The 19,032-nt window shown below is 61.2% G+C and carries 14 protein-coding genes and 7 pseudogenes; 9 read left to right on the plus strand and 12 right to left on the minus strand.

The genetic code is table 11. From position 1 onward, the window contains the following. Positions 1-38: 38 nt before the first annotated feature. From G4Q83_RS18320 to G4Q83_RS18360, 9 genes are all read right to left on the minus strand, one after another. Positions 39-1,091 carry a virulence RhuM family protein gene (locus G4Q83_RS18320; protein ID WP_128421236.1) on the minus strand — a complete coding sequence of 351 codons (1,053 nt, stop codon included), beginning with the start codon at positions 1,089-1,091 and terminating at the stop codon, positions 39-41. Positions 1,092-1,149: 58 nt separating this feature from the next. Beyond that, positions 1,150-4,332: a type I restriction endonuclease subunit R gene (locus tag G4Q83_RS18325; protein ID WP_128421237.1), complete on the minus strand. Its 3,183-nt coding sequence runs from the start codon at positions 4,330-4,332 to the stop codon at positions 1,150-1,152. Then, a complete protein-coding gene (locus G4Q83_RS18330; RefSeq protein ID WP_128421238.1) occupies positions 4,332-5,078 on the minus strand; it encodes an abortive infection family protein in 747 nt (248 codons plus the stop codon). Before G4Q83_RS18330 ends, G4Q83_RS18325 begins: the two co-directional genes overlap by 1 nt. Then, positions 5,075-6,337, minus strand: a complete 1,263-nt coding sequence (locus G4Q83_RS18335) for a restriction endonuclease subunit S (RefSeq protein ID WP_211288333.1) — start codon at positions 6,335-6,337, stop codon at positions 5,075-5,077. Before G4Q83_RS18335 ends, G4Q83_RS18330 begins: the two co-directional genes overlap by 4 nt. Beyond that, positions 6,327-7,919 carry a class I SAM-dependent DNA methyltransferase gene (locus G4Q83_RS18340; RefSeq protein ID WP_128421240.1) on the minus strand — a complete coding sequence of 531 codons (1,593 nt, stop codon included), beginning with the start codon at positions 7,917-7,919 and terminating at the stop codon, positions 6,327-6,329. Before G4Q83_RS18340 ends, G4Q83_RS18335 begins: the two co-directional genes overlap by 11 nt. A gap of 60 nt (positions 7,920-7,979) precedes the next feature. Next, the gene (locus tag G4Q83_RS18345; protein ID WP_128421241.1) at positions 7,980-8,276 is read right to left on the minus strand and encodes a helix-turn-helix transcriptional regulator; all 297 of its coding nucleotides are present in this window, start codon (positions 8,274-8,276) and stop codon (positions 7,980-7,982) included. Positions 8,277-8,413: 137 nt separating this feature from the next. Further along, positions 8,414-9,277: a phage integrase N-terminal domain-containing protein gene (locus G4Q83_RS18350; RefSeq protein WP_128421242.1), complete on the minus strand. Its 864-nt coding sequence runs from the start codon at positions 9,275-9,277 to the stop codon at positions 8,414-8,416. Between the two features lie 642 nt (positions 9,278-9,919). Beyond that, a complete protein-coding gene (locus G4Q83_RS18355; protein ID WP_128421243.1) occupies positions 9,920-10,204 on the minus strand; it encodes a HigA family addiction module antitoxin in 285 nt (94 codons plus the stop codon). Between the two features lie 72 nt (positions 10,205-10,276). Next, on the minus strand, positions 10,277-11,464 hold the full coding sequence (locus G4Q83_RS18360; RefSeq protein ID WP_128421244.1) for an STY4528 family pathogenicity island replication protein: 1,188 nt from the start codon (positions 11,462-11,464) through the stop codon (positions 10,277-10,279). A gap of 730 nt (positions 11,465-12,194) precedes the next feature. Here G4Q83_RS18360 and G4Q83_RS18365 point away from each other — a divergent pair. The 4 pseudogenes from G4Q83_RS18365 to G4Q83_RS18380 form a co-directional block, all read left to right on the plus strand. Continuing rightward, positions 12,195-12,993, plus strand: a pseudogene (locus G4Q83_RS18365) (IS5 family transposase). Between the two features lie 147 nt (positions 12,994-13,140). After that, positions 13,141-13,572 (plus strand): annotated as a pseudogene (gene tnpA / locus G4Q83_RS18370) (IS200/IS605 family transposase). 113 nt (positions 13,573-13,685) lie between these two features. Next, positions 13,686-14,618: pseudogene (locus G4Q83_RS18375) on the plus strand (IS30 family transposase); the annotation flags it as partial. A gap of 8 nt (positions 14,619-14,626) precedes the next feature. Next, positions 14,627-14,767: pseudogene (locus G4Q83_RS18380) on the plus strand (transposase); the annotation flags it as partial. 10 nt (positions 14,768-14,777) lie between these two features. Here G4Q83_RS18380 and G4Q83_RS18385 read toward each other — a convergent pair. Further along, positions 14,778-15,565, minus strand: a pseudogene (locus tag G4Q83_RS18385) (IS5 family transposase). Positions 15,566-15,568: 3 nt separating this feature from the next. After that, on the minus strand, positions 15,569-15,754 hold the full coding sequence (locus G4Q83_RS18390) for a hypothetical protein (protein WP_386272859.1): 186 nt from the start codon (positions 15,752-15,754) through the stop codon (positions 15,569-15,571). Positions 15,755-15,868: 114 nt separating this feature from the next. On the opposite strand from G4Q83_RS18390, the pseudogene G4Q83_RS18395 reads away from it, so the two are divergent. Together G4Q83_RS18395 and G4Q83_RS18400 are read left to right on the plus strand one after the other, a co-directional pair. Next, positions 15,869-16,120: pseudogene (locus tag G4Q83_RS18395) on the plus strand (SDR family NAD(P)-dependent oxidoreductase); the annotation flags it as partial. A 5-nt stretch (positions 16,121-16,125) separates the two neighbouring features. Continuing rightward, positions 16,126-16,293: pseudogene (locus tag G4Q83_RS18400) on the plus strand (hypothetical protein); the annotation flags it as partial. Positions 16,294-16,442: 149 nt separating this feature from the next. On the opposite strand, the gene phhA reads toward G4Q83_RS18400, so the two are convergent. Continuing rightward, positions 16,443-17,336, minus strand: coding sequence for a phenylalanine 4-monooxygenase (phhA, locus tag G4Q83_RS18405; RefSeq protein ID WP_128420931.1), 894 nt, complete (start codon positions 17,334-17,336; stop codon positions 16,443-16,445). Between the two features lie 126 nt (positions 17,337-17,462). Here phhA and G4Q83_RS18410 point away from each other — a divergent pair, with 126 nt between their 5' ends. From G4Q83_RS18410 to G4Q83_RS18420, 3 genes are read left to right on the plus strand one after another with little or no spacing between them, the layout of a single operon-like run. Then, the gene (locus G4Q83_RS18410; protein ID WP_128420930.1) at positions 17,463-17,942 is read left to right on the plus strand and encodes an Lrp/AsnC family transcriptional regulator; all 480 of its coding nucleotides are present in this window, start codon (positions 17,463-17,465) and stop codon (positions 17,940-17,942) included. Between the two features lie 48 nt (positions 17,943-17,990). Further along, on the plus strand, positions 17,991-18,149 hold the full coding sequence (locus G4Q83_RS18415; protein WP_185817257.1) for a hypothetical protein: 159 nt from the start codon (positions 17,991-17,993) through the stop codon (positions 18,147-18,149). Then, positions 18,146-19,012, plus strand: coding sequence for a hypothetical protein (locus G4Q83_RS18420; protein ID WP_128420929.1), 867 nt, complete (start codon positions 18,146-18,148; stop codon positions 19,010-19,012). The genes G4Q83_RS18415 and G4Q83_RS18420 overlap by 4 nt, the downstream gene beginning before the upstream one ends. The last annotated feature ends 20 nt before the right edge of the window (positions 19,013-19,032 follow it).

Here is a 19,032-nt window from a genome sequence, read left to right on the forward strand (position 1 = left end):
TTTCCCTCTTCCCTTTGGCGGGCCAAAAGCCCGGCAATTCATTTTCGCTTATTGCTGCTTTTTCCCGGCTTGGGCAGCGCCCTGGCAGCGTCCTCCAGCATCCGCACATTGGCATCTGCACCTTCGGCCTCCAACAAGGCCCGCCGCTGGACGGCGAACTGCTCATATTGGTTCTCAGCGTGGGCGTCGGCCTGCTTCTTGGAGATACGGCCTGCGTCGGTGAGTACATCGCGTTCGTTGAAGGTCAGGAAGGCATCGAGCCGCTCCGCCCAGTTCTTCAGGAACACTTCCTTACGCCGGCGAGCCTGATCCTCGGCGAAGTCCAGCCACATCGTGACAATGCGGTTGAGTTCGCTAATTTCCGATTCCCGCAGGTAGTTCTTGGCAACGGTCACATCGGCCTTCTGTACGCTGCCGGATTTCCAGGTCGTCAGCCCCATGTTGGGCAGGCGGCTGTCGGCACGCTCGGTAATCAGTTCGGCGGCGGTCTTGCCGGTGACGGCGAAGTGCAGCTTGTTTTGAATGAAGCGGAAGAACTGGGTGGTTTCCGGCAACGTGGGCGAGTAGTCCGCCGCCATCGAGAAAATCTCGCGCACCCGCAGGTACATCCGGCGTTCGCTGCCCCGAATGTCGCGGATACGTTCGAGCAGCTCATCGAAGCGGTCGGGAACGGCGGAACCGGCGACGGGCGGGTTCTTCAGGCGTTCGTCGTCCAGCGTGAAGCCCTTGACCAGGTACTCCGCCAAGCGCTCCGTGGCCCAGCGGCGGAATTGTGTGCCCCGTGGCGAGCGCACCCGGTAGCCAACCGCCAGAATCGCTTCCAAGCTGTAGTAGGCCACCCGGTAGTTCTTGCCATCAGAGGCAGTTGTCAACCAATGGTTGACAACTGCCTCGGGCCGCAACTCCCCCTCGGCAAAGATCGCCTTCAGGTGCTTGGCGACGTTCTGCTTGCTGGTCTGGAATAGTTCGGCCATGCCTGCCTGCGGCAGCCACAGCGTATCGGCCACGAAGCGGCATTCGACGCGGGTACGTCCGTCCTCGGTTTCGTAGAGCAGGAATTCGCCGGGTAGAGGCTGAAGTTGGTCGGTCATGAGCAGTACCCGCGCGAAATTTGCAGGAGAGCAGGAAGATCCGTCATCCATCTGCCCCCTAAACCCACCCGGCCGACAGTGCTTCCGCCTGCTGCAACACTGTCTGGACAGCGGCATCCTGCAAATCAGGCGGATAGCCGTATTTGCGCAAGATACGCTTAACCAACACGCGCATCCGGGCACGCGCCGAATCGCGATGTGCCCAGTCAACCGAGACATTGCTTTTCAGGCTGACTAGCAATTCATGGGCAATCACCTTGAGATTGTCATCGCCAATTATTTGCACTGCCGATTCGTTTTCAGCCAGCGCGTCATAAAAGGCGATTTCTTCGTCGCTGAGCCCGGACTCCTCCCCACGCTGTCGCGCCGCTCGAATGTCCTTCGCCAACTGGATGAGTTGCTGCAACACCTCGGCGGTGGTGATAGCGTTGGCGTGGTAGCGGGCCACGGCATCTTCCAGCCGTTCGGAAAACGCCCGCGTCTCGACGATATTGGCCTTGCTGCGCGAGCGGATGCCATCGTTGATGAGCTTGCGCAGGGCTTCCAGCGCAAGGTTCTTCTTCTGCATCTGCTGCACTTCGGCCAGAAATTCGTCAGACAGGATGGAAATGTCCGGTGACCGGATGCCTGCCGCTTTCAAGATGTCCACGATCTCGGTGCTGACCACCGCACGGCTGACAATCTGCTGGATGGCGAAGTCACGCTCTTGCGAGGTCACGCCAGAGCCAGTGCTCGATTTGACCAGCGCGGCGCGAATAGCTTGGAAGAAGCCGACTTCCTCGCGGATGCCGCGCGCCTCGTCGGAGGCTGACGCCAGCGAATACGCCTTCGACAAGGCCAGCACTGCGTCCTGATAACGCCGCTGAGCGTTCTTCCTGCCTCCCTCCGTGGTCTCCGCCGCCGCCCATTGTTGCTGCCTGTCCAGAATGCACTCGATGGCTCCGGCCATCATCGCCAGCCGCTGTTGCGGCGTGCCGCTCAAGGCTGTGGCGTAGTCGAAGCCGTGGTACATGTCACGCACCACTTCGTACTTTTCCAGCAGTACGGCCACAGCCTGCGCTTCATCGACGCCCGTGGTTTCCTGGTCGCGCGCCGAATACTGCGCCAGTGCCGACTTCAAACTCTGAGCAATGCCGATGTAGTCCACGATCAGACCCGCAGGCTTGTCGCGGAACACACGATTGACGCGAGCAATGGCCTGCATCAGTCCGTGGCCCTGCATCGGCTTGTCCACATACATCGTGTGCATGCACGGGGCGTCGAAGCCGGTCAGCCACATGTCGCGCACGATGACCAGCTTGAGCGGATCTTTGGCATCGCGGGCGCGCTTGGCGAGCAGATCGCGTCGCGTTTTGTTGCCGATGTGCTGCTGCCATTCGGGTGGGTCGCTGGCCGCGCCCGTCATCACGATTTTGATGGCTCCGGCATTGTCATCGGAGCTGTGCCAGTCCGGGCGCAACTTGACGATCTCGTTATACAGCGCCACGCAGATGCGGCGGCTCATGCACACCACCATCGCCTTGCCATCCAGCGCGGCCAGCCTGTCCTCGAAGTGCGCCACTAAGTCCTTCGCCACTAGCGCGACGCGCTTTTCGCTGCCGACCAGTTGCTCGACTGTCGCCCATTTCGCCTTCAGCTTTTCCTGTTCGGGGACCGCCTCGTCCTCAGTCAGCGCTTCCACCTCAGCATCGAGCTTGGGCTTCTCGTCCTCATCCAGTTCAATGCGCGCCAGCCGCGATTCGTAGTAGATCGGCACCGTCGCACCGTCCTCCACCGCGCGGCTGATGTCGTAGATGTCGATGTAATTGCCGAACACCGCCGGGGTGTTCACGTCGGTGGCCTCGATAGGCGTGCCCGTGAAGCCGATGAAGGAGGCATTGGGCAGCGCATCGCGCATGTACTTGGCGAACCCGTAGGAGACTTCGCCGGTCTTGGCATCCACTTTGGCGCGAAAGCCATATTGCGAACGATGCGCTTCGTCGGCGATGACCACCACGTTGCGGCGTGTGGTCAGCGGCTCATTCACTTCTCCAAACTTCTGCAAGGTGGTGAAGATTACGCCGCCCGAAGCCCGAGCCAGCAGTTGCTGCAAATGCTCGCGGCTTTCGGCCTGCACCGGTGTCTGGCGGATCAGGTCGCGGCACATGGAAAAGGTGGCGAACAACTGGTCGTCCAGGTCGTTGCGGTCGGTCAGCACGACAAGCGTCGGGTTCTCCATCGCGGGGTGTTTCACCAGTCGCCCGGCGTAGAAGGCCATCAGCAGACTCTTGCCGGAACCTTGCGTATGCCAGATCACCCCCGCGCGCCTGTCGCCCTGGAGCTGCGTCGCCACGCTGGGCAGCCCGTAGGATGCCGGTTCCTCGGCTACGCCGTGCCGTGGGTCGGAGGCGCGAATCGTGGACTCGATGGCGCGGTTGACCGCGTGGTACTGGTGATAGCCCGCCACGATCTTCGCCAGGCCGCTGCCGGTTTCGCCGAAAACGGTAAAGTGGCGCAGCAGATCGAGGAACCGCTGCTTCTCGAACAAGCCCTCGATCAGCGTCGGAAGTTCCGGCAAGCCTTTTTCCAAAATAGCCTTACCATCCGTCGTGCGCCACGGCATGAAGCGTTCCAGATCGGCCGACAGCGACCCCACGCGCGCCGCGATGCCGTCAGACGTGACCAGCAGCGCATTGGTTTGAAACAGTGCTGGAATCTGCTGCTTATAAGTCTGCAACTGATTGAACGCGCCGGCCAGATGCCCGCCCGCGCTGCCCGGCGCTTTCAGTTCGATCACCGCCAGCGGCAGGCCGTTGACGAACAGCACCACGTCCGGCCTGCGGTTGACCTGACCGTTGATGACCACGAACTGTTGCACCGCCAGCCAGTCGTTGCGTTCGGGCGAATCAAAGTCCAGAAGCTGAACCTTGCCCGCCGTCAGCACGCCATCGTCGCCGTAGTATTCAACATCTGCGCCTTCGGTCAGCAGCGCGTGGATGCGACGGTTTTCTTCCAACAGAGCGGGAAAGACGGATTGCGTGAGCTTGCGGATGGCATCCGCCCGCGCTTCCGGTGGAAGCTGCGGATTGAGCCGCAGCGCGGCATCCTCCAGCCGCTTTTGCAGGATTACAACATCGTGACTGTCGCGTTCCGGCGCGCTGCCGTCCGGGCCGATGGTGTCGTCCGAGGCAATGGCATAGCCCAGCTCGCGCAACTGATCGAGCAGCGCTTGTTCGATGGCGGCTTCGGACAGAAAGGCCATCAGGCTTCCCCTTGTTCTTCGTTTTGTTCCACGATGGCCGCGGGAACGCCACGCGCGGCGTTCAGGGCTTCGATGTAGGCATCCCGGTCGAGCTGATAGAGCAGGCGACTGACGGGAACATTGAGGGAAAGATACTCGCCGCCGGGCAGCAGAACCCGAAGTTCCGGGTTGCCGTCATCATCCGTCACCAACTCCAGTCCTACGTTTGCGTCGATCAGTTGATTGAACGCCTCGAATCGTTCCCATGGCTCACGCGAACTGACTGGATCGCGCTGCGCTTCCAGATAGGCTTGGTGCAGAAACATCACCAGCGCGTCTGCCGACAAGACCGCTGAGCGCCGATGATGGACAGACAGCTTGGCGAGGAATCCGTCCCGACCGTGGCTGACTGGCCCCGATTCATTCCGAAGATCACTCAGTGCCGTCGTCAATTTGTGGTGCTGCGACACCAGCTTGAGGAACTTGTTGTTCTGGTTCTCGCCAAGCTTGAGCACGCGCACTGCCGCGCTGACCCATACGCTAAAACTCGGGGCCGCATCTGTCGGCTTGACGGGCTGAGCGGGCGAATCCAGTTCATCGACAATGATGCGGCAGAACACTTCGACGATGGATTTCGCGCAGTCGATGCACGCATCGTTGTCCTGCTCCAGGGTGCGCTCCAGCGCCTCAAAGGTCTGCTGCAACATCGGCGCGTCGCGCCAATGCCCGCAGGCTTCGCGGATACCGGGGCACCAATCCAGACTCATTGGTTCACCCTCAATTGGCCGGACAGAAGGCGTGGCAGCAGTGCGTCACGCAGATTGGCGAGAGTAGCGGCTTGCTGGTTGTTTTGCTCGATGCGTTCGAGCATCGGCTTCGTGACGATGGAAAACTCGGCGATGACTTCATCGGGCGCGATGGCACACGGCGTTTCGGCGACGACATTGGAGCGCACGGCGGGATACGCCGCGCCATCGGCGAGGTTGGCGAGGCGCTGAATCGCTTCGTCGCGCGTGGCGGACAAGTAGATGAAGCTGGCGTGGTGAGGCTGCTTAGGCGACAGTACGGCAAAACCAGTGCTGCCAGTGAGGTTCGGGGTTGGTGCATGGATGTAGGCGAATGCACGATTGCCGGGACGCACCGTTCCGACGATGGTGTCGCCTTCGCGCAGTTGCATCCGTGCGCGGCTGGGTGCTGCGTCGAACGCAAACTCATTCACCGCTTCAATGCGGTTGGCCGAAACGCTGCTGAGGTCTATGTAGCGCACGGTCGGTGGATGTTTCTTGTCCGTCCACTTCGCGGCGTTGAGTTCGCACAAGTCGCCCAATATCCCCACTCGCCACCCATTCGGAATCGAGCCCAACTCCGATTCCTGCATGTCCTCAGGTGGCACGCCGTCGAAATCCACGAACCACGACTTGAACAGCGCAGCAGCAATGGCTTCCAGCGTGGCGTTGGTCTGACGCAGGTTGTTGATGCGGACGGCAAGAAGTGTTGCCATTTCGCCAATGGCGCGTTGCTCGTGAATAGGCGGCAACGGCAGCGCCATTTGTTTGAGGTGCATTGGGCCAAAATGCCGGATGACGCTGCCAGATGCCATTGCCTCGACTTGCTGCATAAAGGCAGAAGAGCCAAGAAACGCCCGCAGAAAACCCGAATCAATATCTCTGTTCTTTGGCCGAAAGCGAATCAAGCCTGTGTATGGAACCGCGCCCTCGGCTTCTTCGGTGACTACGCTTATGCGACCAAAGGATGCACTGGTGCTGATAACCAAGTCGCCGCGTTCAAGACGAAAGTGATTCCACTTGTTCGCAACTTTTTCTGGCGCTAGGAAGTTGCAGCCTTCAAGCGTGACGAAGTCACCTTCGACGCCTTTCAGACGAATCAGCGGTACGCCCCTATCGTGAAAGTCCTTTGCAAGAATACCAGGCCCTTCCTGAAAGAATGCGACATCAGTCAGCGGAACAACTTTCCAATCTTCGGGGCAGATCGCCTCAAGTTCGGCTTGATACGCGCTAGACGCCATAACCCAGCGCCTCCAACTTCTCATGGATGACGGCATCCAGTTCCGCGCCACGCTTCGTCTGTTCAAACAACTGCGTGGTCAAGCGTTGCATCTTGCCCGCGAATGCCTCGTCGTCCGCATCCTGCGCTTCTGTGCCGACGTAGCGGCCAGGTGTCAACACATAGTTATGTTTGTGGATTTCTTCGAGAGTGGCGGATTTACAGAAACCGGGAATATCTGAATATTCACCCGCATCGGCTTCACCACGCCACGCGTGGTAGGTGGAGGCGATGCGCTTGATTTCGACATCGGTCAGTTCTCGCCGCGTGCGGTCCACCAATACGCCCATTTTGCGGGCGTCGATGAACAGTACTTCACCGCGACGGTCGCGCAGCTTGGTCTTCTTTACCAAACCATTGCTACGACCCTTCGCCAAAATCCATAGACAAGCCGGAATCTGCGTGGAATAGAACAGTTGGCCGGGCATAGCGACCATGCAGTCCACCACGCCTGCGCCTTTAGCGGCTTCAAGCATGGCCTTTCGGATCTCGCCTTCGCCGCTCTGCTGCGAGCTCATCGAGCCATTGGCCAGCACCACGCCCGCGACACCATGCGGTGCAAGGTGATGGAAGATGTGCTGTAACCACGCATAGTTGGCGTTGCCCACTGGCGGAGTGCCGAATTGCCAGCGCACGTCTTCACGCAGGCGCTCGCCGCCCCAGTCGGAAATATTGAACGGAGGATTGGCGAGGATGAAGTCGGCTTTCATCGGTGCGCCATCATTGCCGCGCTGAGCAGCGAGCTCGTCCTTGTGGAAGCTGCCTTCGTTATTCCAGAAGATCTTGGAATCAATACCGCGCACGGCCAAGTTCATCTTGCACAGCCGCCAAGTGGTGTAGTTGCTCTCCTGTCCATAGATGGCGATGTCGCCGATTCGACCGCCATGTTCAGTGACGAACCTTTCGCTCTGCACGAACATGCCGCCGCTGCCGCAGCAAGGGTCATACACGCGCCCGTTGTACGGTTCCAGCATTTCCACTAGTGTTCGTACTACAGAGCGCGGCGTGTAGAACTCGCCGCCACGCTTGCCTTCCGCACCCGCGAACTGGCCGAGAAAGTATTCATAGACACGGCCTAGCACGTCACGGGATTTGTCACTGCCATCATGCAGGGCAATGCCGGAAATCAGGTCGATCAACTCGCCCAGCATCACCTTGTTGAGCGCGGGGCGGGCATAGTCCTTGGGTAGTACGCCTTTGAGCGATTCATTGTCCTTCTCGATGGCGCGCATAGCATCATCGATTAGTGTGCCAATGCTGCTCTGCTTGGCGTTGGCTTGTAGATGTGACCAGCGCGCCTCCTTAGGCACCCAGAAGATGTTGTCGGCCAGGTATTCGTCCTTGTCCTCGGCGGCAGCGGCATCTTCGGCCAGCAGTTCGGCGTGACGGGCCTCGAAGGCATCAGAGATGTACTTGAGGAAGATCAGGCCCAGCGCGACATGTTTGTAGTCACTGGGTTCCATGTTGCCGCGAAGCTTGTCGGCGGCTTTGAACAGCTCCGCCTCGAAGCCGAGGTTGCCACCGTTGTTGTCGTTCTGTGCCATTGTTTCCTGTCCTATGTGCGTGCCGGACCGTTCAGTACGACCAGAAATTTTTTGCCATCGCTATTCATGAGCAAGCACCGCTAACAGGCCGGCGATGGCGGAGCGTACCTGCTCCTTATCTGGGCTGGCCAACATCGTGCGCACCTTCTGGGCCAAGTCGTCAGCCGATGGCGCCGATACCCCATTGCCAATATGCGCCTCCCGCATACAGGCATTGATCACCTTGGCGGGTGGGTCGTACTCCCCCCGCTCATACCGGCTCAACTGGGACTGCGAAACGCCCAGAACAGTGGCGAACTCCGCCTGGGTTCGCCCATTGCGGGCGGCCCGAATGAGATCAGCGACGCTGTTGACCATAGGGTATCTTGGTGGCGTAAATATGCTTAATAAGCATTGTACATCAATATTAATGCTTAAAGAGCATTTTTCTCATCGAAGACATCCGAGCCAATAGCTCGCGCTCCAGCCGCAAGGCTGGCGTCAAGAGAATCAATTCATCGACCCAAGTACACCGTCGTGATTTGCAGTCGCTCATGTCCCAATTCACGGCTGATCGTCTGTCGCGCAACGTGGTCCTGGTCCTGTTGTGCAGGTGTCAGTTGCTGTGTCGAAAGACCGCCTGCCGCCGGAGCCTTCCAGCCTGTCATCACCAGATAGCGCGCTTGGGCATAGCCATGCCGCAGACCGTGCATGTTGCTCAGGCCCGCTGCCTTGCATTGCCCGTCGTAGACATGCCGTTGCTGGATGTAGGTCTTGTTCGCGGGGATCAGCGAGCCCATACCTGCCAGACGGTGTGCTTCGTCCAGCACCGCACGCTGTTCCGGCGTCGTGATCGGCGCCGTCCGGTCGCGCCCGCCCTTGGCCCATGATCCCTTGATGGCGATGTGGTCGCCACGGTCGGCATAGCGGGACTGGAATTTGATGGACTCTTCCCGCCGCAGGCCAAAGGCCGCTTGCAGGCGCAGGCTCATGCGGACGTATGGATCGGTGATTCTGTCCAGCCCATCGCCCAGTTCCTTGGCCTTGCTTTCGTTGGTCACATATCGGCGGTCAGGGATGCCCAACTTGGTGTTGTCCGTTGGCAGGATGCCTGCCTTGCCGACCTTCTCTGCCCACCAGCGCAGGTAGGCCATGCGGTTCTTGAGCGTGCCAGCCGACAGGCCTTCGGCCTGCCAGCGCTGCAACAGGGTTTCGACATGCTTGCCCTTGAGCGAGGTGGCCCGCATCTGGCGGAAGCCCGCTTCGCGCAGTTGGCGAGCGGCCAGGCTCAGCGACCGTTGCCGGTCAGCCTGGGTGGCATGGCTGCCGTCGCGGTTGCGCTGACAAAGTTGGCGCAGGGTGTAGGTCAGGTCATCCATCGTAGTGTTGTTTCGTCGGTTGTCGGGGCTGAGAAGCAAGCTGGTCAGTGTTTTTGCCAACTCGCCAAGGCGAGATCCCCGAAGGGCAAGGGCCAGATGCTCAGTTCACCTGTGGCCTCGAATGAGGCGTCCGCCTTGCTTCCTGTGGGAAGACTGGGCAGAGGAATGGCAAGGGACGACAACGCAATGTGCTGGGATGGGTACCTCCTGTTGTTCAGTGATGGAAGATGTGTCGGCAGGCCGAGCGAGAACGGCGACCAGCGACGAATGCTAGAACGGCGGACGTGTGTTGCGTCGATGGCGGGACGAACCACGCCGGGGATGAGGAAGGCTCTGCCCATGGGTAGGACGACACACCGAGCGAGCCGAGGTGTGTCTGGGATGGTTCCGTCCGGCGAGCCGGGTCGGCGCTTGAACGAACCTGCGCCAGAGGGTTCCGGTGTTCATACCCACCGGCAGGTCATTGCTGGGCCAGTGTGCCGGGGCATCGTCATGTGCGCAGCCATCAATATGGTGCTGCGCCAACCCGCATTTCTGCTGCAGTTCGCCGGGCCGTCACTGCGGCGGGCAGTGACGGCCCCAAAGCGGAAGTCGCCAGCTGCAGCAGACCTTCAACCGAATCGGTTGGCGCAGCCAGCGATTTCACTTGGCGCGCAGGCGCTTGATCAGCGGATGGGGCCGCTGTCTGGCCTGCCACAGGTCGTAGGCGATCTGCTCCCTCAAGTATTGGCTCGCACTGCCCAGCCCCGCCAGTTCCAGCCGATGGGCCAAGTCGGCGCTGATGGCCGCGCGGCCGTTCAATACAGTGGAGAGCTGGCCCCGTGAATAGCCAAGATGTTCGGCCAGGGCGGTGATGTTCAGGCCGATGGCAGGCAACACGTCCTCGCGCAGGGACTCGCCAGGATGCGGTGGATCGTACATGGGCATGGCGTGAACTCTCCCGTGACAGGAACCGGCCAAAACGCCGGTTTCACCATGTTCTCAGTGTAAGGTCATGCCTTACGTTGTGCCAAGTGATCCGAGCTTTCCAGTGACGCACAAACCCTTGGTCCGTGTAGGCTGCATTCCGTTGCAAGCCAGGTCCTCGATGATCTGCCCGACCGATTTGGGTGGCGTCTGCAGGATGCGCCGAATCTGTTCCATGTGTCGCTGCACTACCTCGCGAGACGCGGGTTTGGCTGGTTGGACGACGGGCGGTGAAGGAGCAGTAGGCGCCGAGGCGGGCAATCCGCTGGCGACCGCCTGTGCAGGGGCCTGGTGTGGGGCAGGCTTGCGCGCCGCCCACAACTTGAACGCACCGTTTACCGCCTTCTTGATCAGCCCATAAAGGTAGGCGATGGCGTTATGCACACAACCCGTTTCGCAACGCACGTCCCACTCAGCCAGCACGGCCTGGCGTTGCTCCAGAGGCAGGCCCTTGAGGCGGGCCAAGAGGATCTGTTGCTGATCTTGCGGCAGTTGCCGAAAGCGAGTTGGCAAATCCGACCTGCATGCCTGCACTTCGGACTGTGGCAGGTACGTATGTACTTCTTTTAATACTTCTTTTTCTACAGTACGTACTGCTGCAGTGGATGCCGATGCGGACTTCGGAATGTCCTCTCCGGCTTCGACGTGCCCGTTCTGGATGGTCTGGCGACCGTCGCGTGGAATTGGCCTACCCGGGCTACCAGGATCGTGGTCATCATCATTGCGCCGCAGCCGCTCGAACCGCTCACGCACCGCCGCAGGTAACATCTGCAGCTTGTCGGGAGAACGCATGGCCTCGTTGAGGATGGACCTCGCCAACTTGCGGATCGTCGCACTAGCATGGCCGAGCGCCCGTTCGAGCAACGGCAGGTAATCGTCGTCTTCCAGGCAGGCTTCAACGAAGGCCAGCGGTTGATTCCGCACGGCATAACGGCTGGCCATGGAGAAGCCGGTCATGGGGTTGCGGCGGTACTCGACCAGTGCAATCCACGTGGACAGCCGCAGGCACAGCACGGCCCTGGACACGGTTTCGAGGGCGGCGCGCTTGCTACCCGGCGCACTGGGCAGGTATCCGCGTAGTGCGTCGTAGCTGATGACCACGGTGCGGTCGCTGCCGGCCAGAGAACGGAAGGTCAGCCAGGCGTTGCGCTCCAGCGGCGTCAGCCGCTCATCGAGCAACAGGGCTTTCGGGGTGATGATGTCGGACGGTTCGTGAGACATGGCGATGCTCCATCGGGATCGGCCGGATGGCCGAAGGAGCCGTCATGTCACCTTGGTATCACCGCTGCCGCAGCCAACAATCCGAATCGCGCTAGGCTCGCTTTTTCAGGCTGAAATAGGGCACATCATCCTCGGGATGCTGAAGCAGGAAGTGCAAGAAGGATCCTGTCGCAGTCGCTGCAGCCGTCACTGGAAGCCGATGGCCATGTTCGTCGCTCTTGGTCGAGGTATCGTTCCGCTCATCTCACGGGTGCCGGTCATGCCCACAACGTCCAAGCCGAACCATGCACGTCCACCGAAGGACACAGTGATGCTTTGGATCCAAGAATAGATCCAAGCGCGTCGATGGGCTTCAAAAATTCAATTGAAAATCAATGGCCTGTAGAGGAGTCGCCACTTCTGCATCGGGAAGTGAGGTGGGGTCCAGGGACGTCTACTGAAATTTGCTTAAGTGTCTGTAATCCGCGTAAATAAAGGGATTTCTATCTACCGAGTGATTCGGTGGTACAGTCAAAGCGGCAGATTCAATCGGTCGTTGCAACACTTTTAATCAAGGAGGTGTGTATGGGACGACCAGCGGGATGGATGTCCAAGTTGACAGGGCGAGGAGCGATGCGATTACCAGGTGCGCCGTCGCATCGCCGGGAAACCGAGCGGCGATTCTGGGAGCAAATCGCAACAGGCATTAGAACCTGTTCACGATCTTTCCCGGGTAGTGCAAACTCTGCGGATGCGCACAAAGACGTATCCGAGTGCCATGAGCCGGGAGCGGTTCGAGCAGATCCGCCCCATTCTGGAGCAGGCGCGCAAGCGTAGCAAGCCACGGACCGTGGATCTGTAGGACGTGTGGTGCGCGGTGCTGTACCTGCTGCGCACCGGCTGTCAGTGGCCAGCGCTGCCCAGCGACTTCCCGAAGTGGCGCACCGTGCACTGCTACTTTGCCAAGTGGAGCGAACCAGACGATGAAGGAGTGAGCCTGCTGGAGCGGGCGCTCAAAAAATCAGGGTGGCGCGGCCCGCCAGAGACAGGGGCGCAACGCTTGCAGCACGTTCTTGATCGTGGACGCACAGAGCGTGAAGAACACGGACACGGCCGGCCAGAAGGGTTATGACGCGGGCAAGAAGGTCTCGGGGATCAAGCGTCGCATCGCCGTCGATACCCAAGGCCTGCCGCATGCGGTCGCGGTGACGACGGCGGAAGTGACCGACCGCAAAGGCGCGCTCCAATCCCTGGATCGTTGCAAGCCGAACCTGGGACACGTGCAAAGCCTGTTGTGCGATAGCGGCTATACCGGAGAACCATTCGCCGAAGGCGTACGAGAGATCCTGGGCAAGCAAGTCACGGTGCAGATCGCCAAACGCAGCGAACTGCACACCTTCAAGGTCATGCCTAAGCGCTGGAGCGTCGAACGCAGCTTTGCGTGGCTGGAAAAGAACCGAAGGCTATGGAAGAACTGCGAGCGTAAGCTCAACACCAGCTTGCAGTTCATCCACCTGGCATGCCTGACACTACTACTCAAAAGATCGTGAACAGGTTCTTAGGGCCTGTTAACACTAAACCAACCTGAGAGTTCCCCCGGCTCTGCCGGGGAGGCAGTAGAAGTTTGACGTATCCGGGAGTCCATCCCGGAGACTCCGCAACGTGAGCGGCCAAGCACACGAGACGGAGAAACCGAGATGGATGAGTTTGAGAGCTTAAGTCACACCAGGTGGGAGTGTCTGTACCACGTTGTGTTCATACCGAAGTGTCGCCGTAAGACACTGTATGTGGGTCTGAGGAAGCATCTAGGAGAGGTGTTCCGGCGATTGGCCGAGCAGAAGGAGAGCCGGGTCGAGGAGGGCCATCTGATGCCAGATCACGTCCATATGCTGTTGAAGATTCCGCCGAAGTAGGCGGTGTCGCAGGTGGTGGGCTATATCAAGGGCAAGAGCACCATCCACCTAGCGCGGGTGTATGTGGAGCGGAAGCGGAACTTTGTAGGGCAGAGCTTCTGGGCGCGAGGTTACTTCGTTACGAGGGTAGGTCGGGATGAAGGGTTGATCGGGGCATACATCCAGAACCAAGAGGCGGAAGATCGGCGCTTGGACCAATTGCAGTTGCTGAGGTAGTCGGCCACCTTCAGGTGGCCCTAACAAGGGAGGCGCGTAGCGCTCCCGCAGCCGCTTTGAGCGGCTCACATCTCTAAAGCCCCCGGCTTTGCCGGGGGATATTTACTCCACGGTTGCACGATTACGTCCAAGACCGTCTGGAGGGCAAGGTTCGCGGTGCTGACGGCCGTGACGTTTCTGGGCCTCGGCAAGCGCCGTTCATAGGCAGAAACAAGCCGCATCGCGGTGACCGTAAATGGGTCAATGGTTGGTCGCCTGAGCAGATTTCCAACCGGCTGCAAATCGACTTTCCGGATGACAAGTCCATGCGAATCTCTCACGAAGCCATTTACCAAGCACTTTATATCCAGGGTCGAGGAGCTCTCAAGCGAGAGCTAGTTAGCTGTCTACGCACTGGTCGGGCGTTGCGCGTGCCAAGGGCTAGAGCACAAGCCAAAGCTTGGGCGCACGTTAGCGAGGATGTGATGATCACTAACCGTTCTGCAGAAGCCCAAGATCGTGCCGTACCAGGGCATTGGGAAGGGGATCTGATCATCGGCCTGAACCGGTCTGCGATCGGGACGCTGGTCGAGCGATCAAGCCGATTCACCATGCTTGTCCACCTACCGCGCGAGGAAGGCTACGGATTGATGCCAAGGACGAAAAATGGTCCTGCGCTGGCTGGCTACGGAGCTGTTACGATGGCTAATGCGCTCAGAAATACCGTGACTGACATGCCTGCTCTTTTGTGGCAATCATTGACTTGGGATCGTGACAAAGAACTGTCTGATCACGCCCGCTTCACGGTCGAATCCGGGGTAAAGGTGTTTTTTGCTGACCCGTACAGTCCATGGCAGCGTGGCACAAACGGAAACACGAACGGCCTTCTGCGACAATACTTCCCAAAGGGTACAGACTTGTCTCGGTGGAGCGCTCGAGAGATTCAGGCCGTTGCCAATACACTCAACTCCAGGCCTCGAAAAACGCTTGGTTGGAAGACACCGGCCGGAGCACTGGACGCGTATCTGAAATCTGTTCAACAATCTGGTGTTGCGACGACCGGTTGAATCTGCCTGCGTTGAGCGATCCGGCGATGGAAGAAGCATTGCACGAGATCCCGAGCTTGCGTCGTTTTGCCCAGCTCGGTGGCTTGGACAACGTTCCCGACGAGACCACGATTCTTAACTTTCGCCGCCTGCTGGAAACCCATGGCCTAGGGCGTGTCATCAATTAAGTAAAATGACGGAGGCGGCCCAGTAGATGGCGCCGAGGAAGTTGCAGGCGGTCTTGTCGTATCGGGTCGCAATGGCTCGGTACTGCTTGAGTTTGGCAAAGAAGTTCTCGATCAAGTGTCGATCCCTGTACAGCACCCGGTCGTAGTCACGTTGCATGTTGCGTGTTGGGTGGGAGGGGATGACGATCTGGGTCCCCTGTCGCTGCATCGGCTCGATGACGCGCGCGCTGGCGTCGTAGGCTCGGTCAGCGAGCAAGGCGCCCACCGACAAGGGCGGCAACAAGGCATCTGCACCTTCCAGATCCGACGCCTGGCCTGCGGTCAGATGAAACGCCAGCGGATTGCCCAGTGCATCGACCACCGCGTGGATCTTGCTGCTCAGTCCGCCGCGGCTGCGTCCGATGGCTTGCCGCTCCCCCCTTTTGCCCCGGCGCTGTGCTGATGGGCCCGGACGATGGTGCTGTCGATCATTGCGTACTCGTTGTCCGCGTCTTTCGACAAGGCCTGGAACACCTGGTGCCAGATGCCGGACCGGCTCCAGCGGCTATGTCGCAGGTGGATCACGCGAAAATCGCCGAAGCGCTCAGGCAGATCGCGCCAGGGGATGCCGGCTCGGTAGCGGTACAGCACGGCTTCGACGAACAGCCGGTTGTCTTTGGCAGTCACGCCGAGATGGCCGGCTCGGCCGGGAAGCAGATCGCGGATGCGATCCCACTGATCGTCTCGCAGGGCGTAGCGACGTGCCATTGCAGGGCCGGAGAGTAAAGGGGCGACAAGCATCCACTATTCTAGCAATTGATGACAGATCCTAGGCCCAGGTCGGCGCACCCTGTCGCGCGCGCCTCCTTCCTCGATTGCGTCGCGCCACGAACACCCGGCAGCGGTCGCGGCGAAGAATACCTGGCTCGGCGTGCAGTGCGGATACCGCCGCCAGTATTCGGCGCTCACCGCCTGCGGCAGCAGGTCCATGTACCACTCCTGCTCCAGCTTGGCCGGTAGCGTGCCCCAGCTCAGCGCGACGTTGCCCGGATCGTTATCCGCACCTTCCCTAGAGGGCGCCCGCAATGACGAACCCGTTCGGAGATCGCACTGGTGACCGGCGCCGACACCGGCCTCGGCCTCGGCCAGGGCGTCGCCCTGGCGCTGGCGTGGGCCGGCGCCGACATCGCCGCGCCCACCAAGACCGAGGACAAGGTCAAGGCGCTGGGCCGCCGCTTCGTCGCGATCGAGGCCAACCTGGTCAGCACCGAGCCGGTGCCGCGCGTGCTCGACGAGACCCTGGCCGCGCTCGGTCGGCTCGACATCCTAGTCGACAACGCCGGGCTGAGAAGGCAACGACGACCACCGCCAAGTCCTATCTGCACGGCCTGCGGGCGATCGACCCGGAGCCGGTCAAGCAGGCGGTCGGCGGCGCACGCTTCCAGCCGTGCTTCTTCGACAACGCGCAGGACGCGGACATCCGCCGCTTCGTCGCCGGCGTGCTGGGCAAGCCGGACGCCGCGGCGGCCCGATCCGGCAGCGAGCGTCGGCAGGATGCGGCCGCCATCGCACCGTCCGTCGGTGACACGCAGCGAAACCCGTCGCCGCAGGCGCTCGACCATGGCACAGACGCGCCGCGCGGCTGTGCCCCGGCGCGTGGCGATGCGGTGCGGCCGGTTCAGACGTCGCCGCCGTCGGCCCAGCCTGCGCCGCTGCCCTTGTGGAACACGCGGTCGTGCGCCTGCACCTCGCCGGCCGGCAGGGGCGTCTGGTCGGCCAGCGCCGCATAGATCGGCGTGAAATCCGGCGCCGTCGCCTGCATCAGCTGCGCGAAGCTGTCGATGACGAAGTAGGTCTTCTGGTAGCTGTCGATGCGGTAGCGGGTGCGCATGATCCGCGCCAGGTCGAAGCCGATGCGGTTGGGCGCGTCCGCTTCGAGCGCGTACAGCGATTCGCCCTTCGACGAGACGATGCCGGCACCGAAGATGCGCAGCCCGTCGGCGCTGGCGATCAGGCCGAATTCCACCGTGTACCAGTACAGGCGCGTGAGGTTCTGCAGCGCGTCCGCGCCGATGCCGTGCGCTTTCACCCCGCCACGACCATAAGCCTGCATGTAGTCGGCGAACAGCGGATTCATCAGCAGCGGCACGTGGCCGAACAGGTCGTGGAACAGGTCCGGCTCGGCGATGTAGTCGATCTGCTCGGGACGGCGGATCCACCACGTCACCGGGAAGCGCCGGTTGGCCAGGTGGTCGAAGAAATCCAGTTCCGGCAGCAGGCCTTCGACCCCGACCAGGGTCCAGCCGGTGGCCGCGCCCAACACCTCGTTGAGCTGGTCGAAGCGCGGGATCGCCTGCGGATTCATGCCCATCGCGTCCTGCGCCTGCAGGAACTCGACGCAGGCGCGGCCGACCAGCAGTTCGCGCTGGCGCTGGTACAGCGTGCCCCAGGTGGCATGGTCGTCGGCGCTGTAGCCCTCCCAGGGCTGCGCGACCACCGCGGTGGCGTAGACCGGCACGTAGCCCTTGTCGGTCTGCTGGTGTTCGATGCGGCGCGGTGCGGTATCCGTCATGGTCGGCGCTCCGGAAGGACTATTCACGATGTTAGGCGCCCGGCCACGCAATGGGCTTGCGAAGTTGCGCGATTCCAGCAGCTGCGCGCAAGATTATTGCAGAAAATCCATGTTGCAGAGCAATAAATGACCGAATCGACCGTGTTCGACCGCACCGACCTGCGCCTGCTGGCGTTGCTGCAGCGGCAGGGCCGGGCCAGCAATGCCGAACTGGCCGCGCAGGTGAACCTGTCGCCGTCGGCCTGCCTGCGCCGGGTGCAGCGGCTGGAGACCGACGGCGTCCTCGCCGGCTATGCGGCGCGCCTGGTGCCCGGCGCGATCGGCCTCGGCCTGCAGGCCTTCGTCCGCGTGCAGCTGGAAAAGCATGGGCCACGCGGCATCGCCCATTTCGCCGACAGCGTGCAGGGCTGGGACGAGGTCGTCGCCTGCCACGCGCTGACCGGCGACATGGACTACCTGCTGCACGTATATGTGCGCGACCTGGCGCACTTCTCCGCGTTCCTGCTGGACAAGCTGCTCAACGCCGCCGGCGTGGCCGACGTCAACTCCAGCTTCGTGTTGCGCACGGTCAAGGACTTCGCCGGATTGCCGCTGCCGCGCGGCTGAGCCGCCGCCGGCAGCGGCGACCGTGTGCAGCGCTGCGGCGCGCCGCGCTTGGGCGACGGCGCCCTGCGCGGCGTCGGCATGGTGGCGCTGGGTCCGCCTGCCGCGCACACCGTCCATCGGCATCGCGGCACGGCGGCGGCGCGCGGGCCGGCGCATCCGCAGGCGGCCTATAATCGCCGCCTGCGCATCACCGGAGGATGCAGATGAGACATGCCCCGTGCCTGGCCCAGTGGCTGCTGCTGGCCGGCGCCTTGCCGATGGCCGGCTGCGCCAAGCCCGCCGCCGCGCCGCCGCGGACCACCACCAACGAACAGGGATGCGTCATGAAGCACCACGATGGCCCGCAGGATCCGTTCAAGACACCGCCGCCGCTGATGGACACGTGCCTGGGTCCGTACACGCTGCGGATTCCGGCCAACTATTTCGGCGACCAGATGGGGCCGAACTTCGACGGCAGCTTCGGCCTGTATCTGGAGTACCCGACGCTCGCGCCGTTCGCGCCGGGTGAACGCAGCCACCTGCGCCTGGACGTGGCCACGCGCACGGTCAATATCGGTTACCACTATCTGGATCGGGTGGACACGCATGAATATCTGCGCAGGCAGTACACGCCCGATCCGGGTGAAGAGGACAATCCAGAAGAACGACTGGAACATCGCATCCAGGGCGAACCGGCTTACGGCTTGATGCCGTTCTACGCGGATCTGCCGACGTTCATGGAGTACTACAGAACCAGGGGATACAGGGAATCGGCGCCCGTGATGCAGGCCGAGCACTACGAGGATTGGTATGTAAGGCGAGATGGCAACGGTGAGATTGAAACGCTGATCAAGTGCACCTCTCGCGAGGTGAGGCAGGCAGGGGTAGCCTATGTCGATGGCAAGCTCGTCCGCAGCAAAGAAGACGCTCTACCCGTTTGCAAGCACTTCTTCATTATTCCCGAGATGAAGGTTGCCGTGGACATCCGCTACGTGCGTTTCGCGCTTCCGGACTGGAAGCGGATCGAGGACAGGGCGCGCAGTGCGGTGCATCGGTTCATGCTTGAGAAGCCAGTGACGGTAGGCAAGTAACGCAACGACAGGGAGGCTTC

Source organism: Xanthomonas theicola, from assembly GCF_014236795.1.
Lineage (GTDB): Bacteria > Pseudomonadota > Gammaproteobacteria > Xanthomonadales > Xanthomonadaceae > Xanthomonas_A > Xanthomonas_A theicola.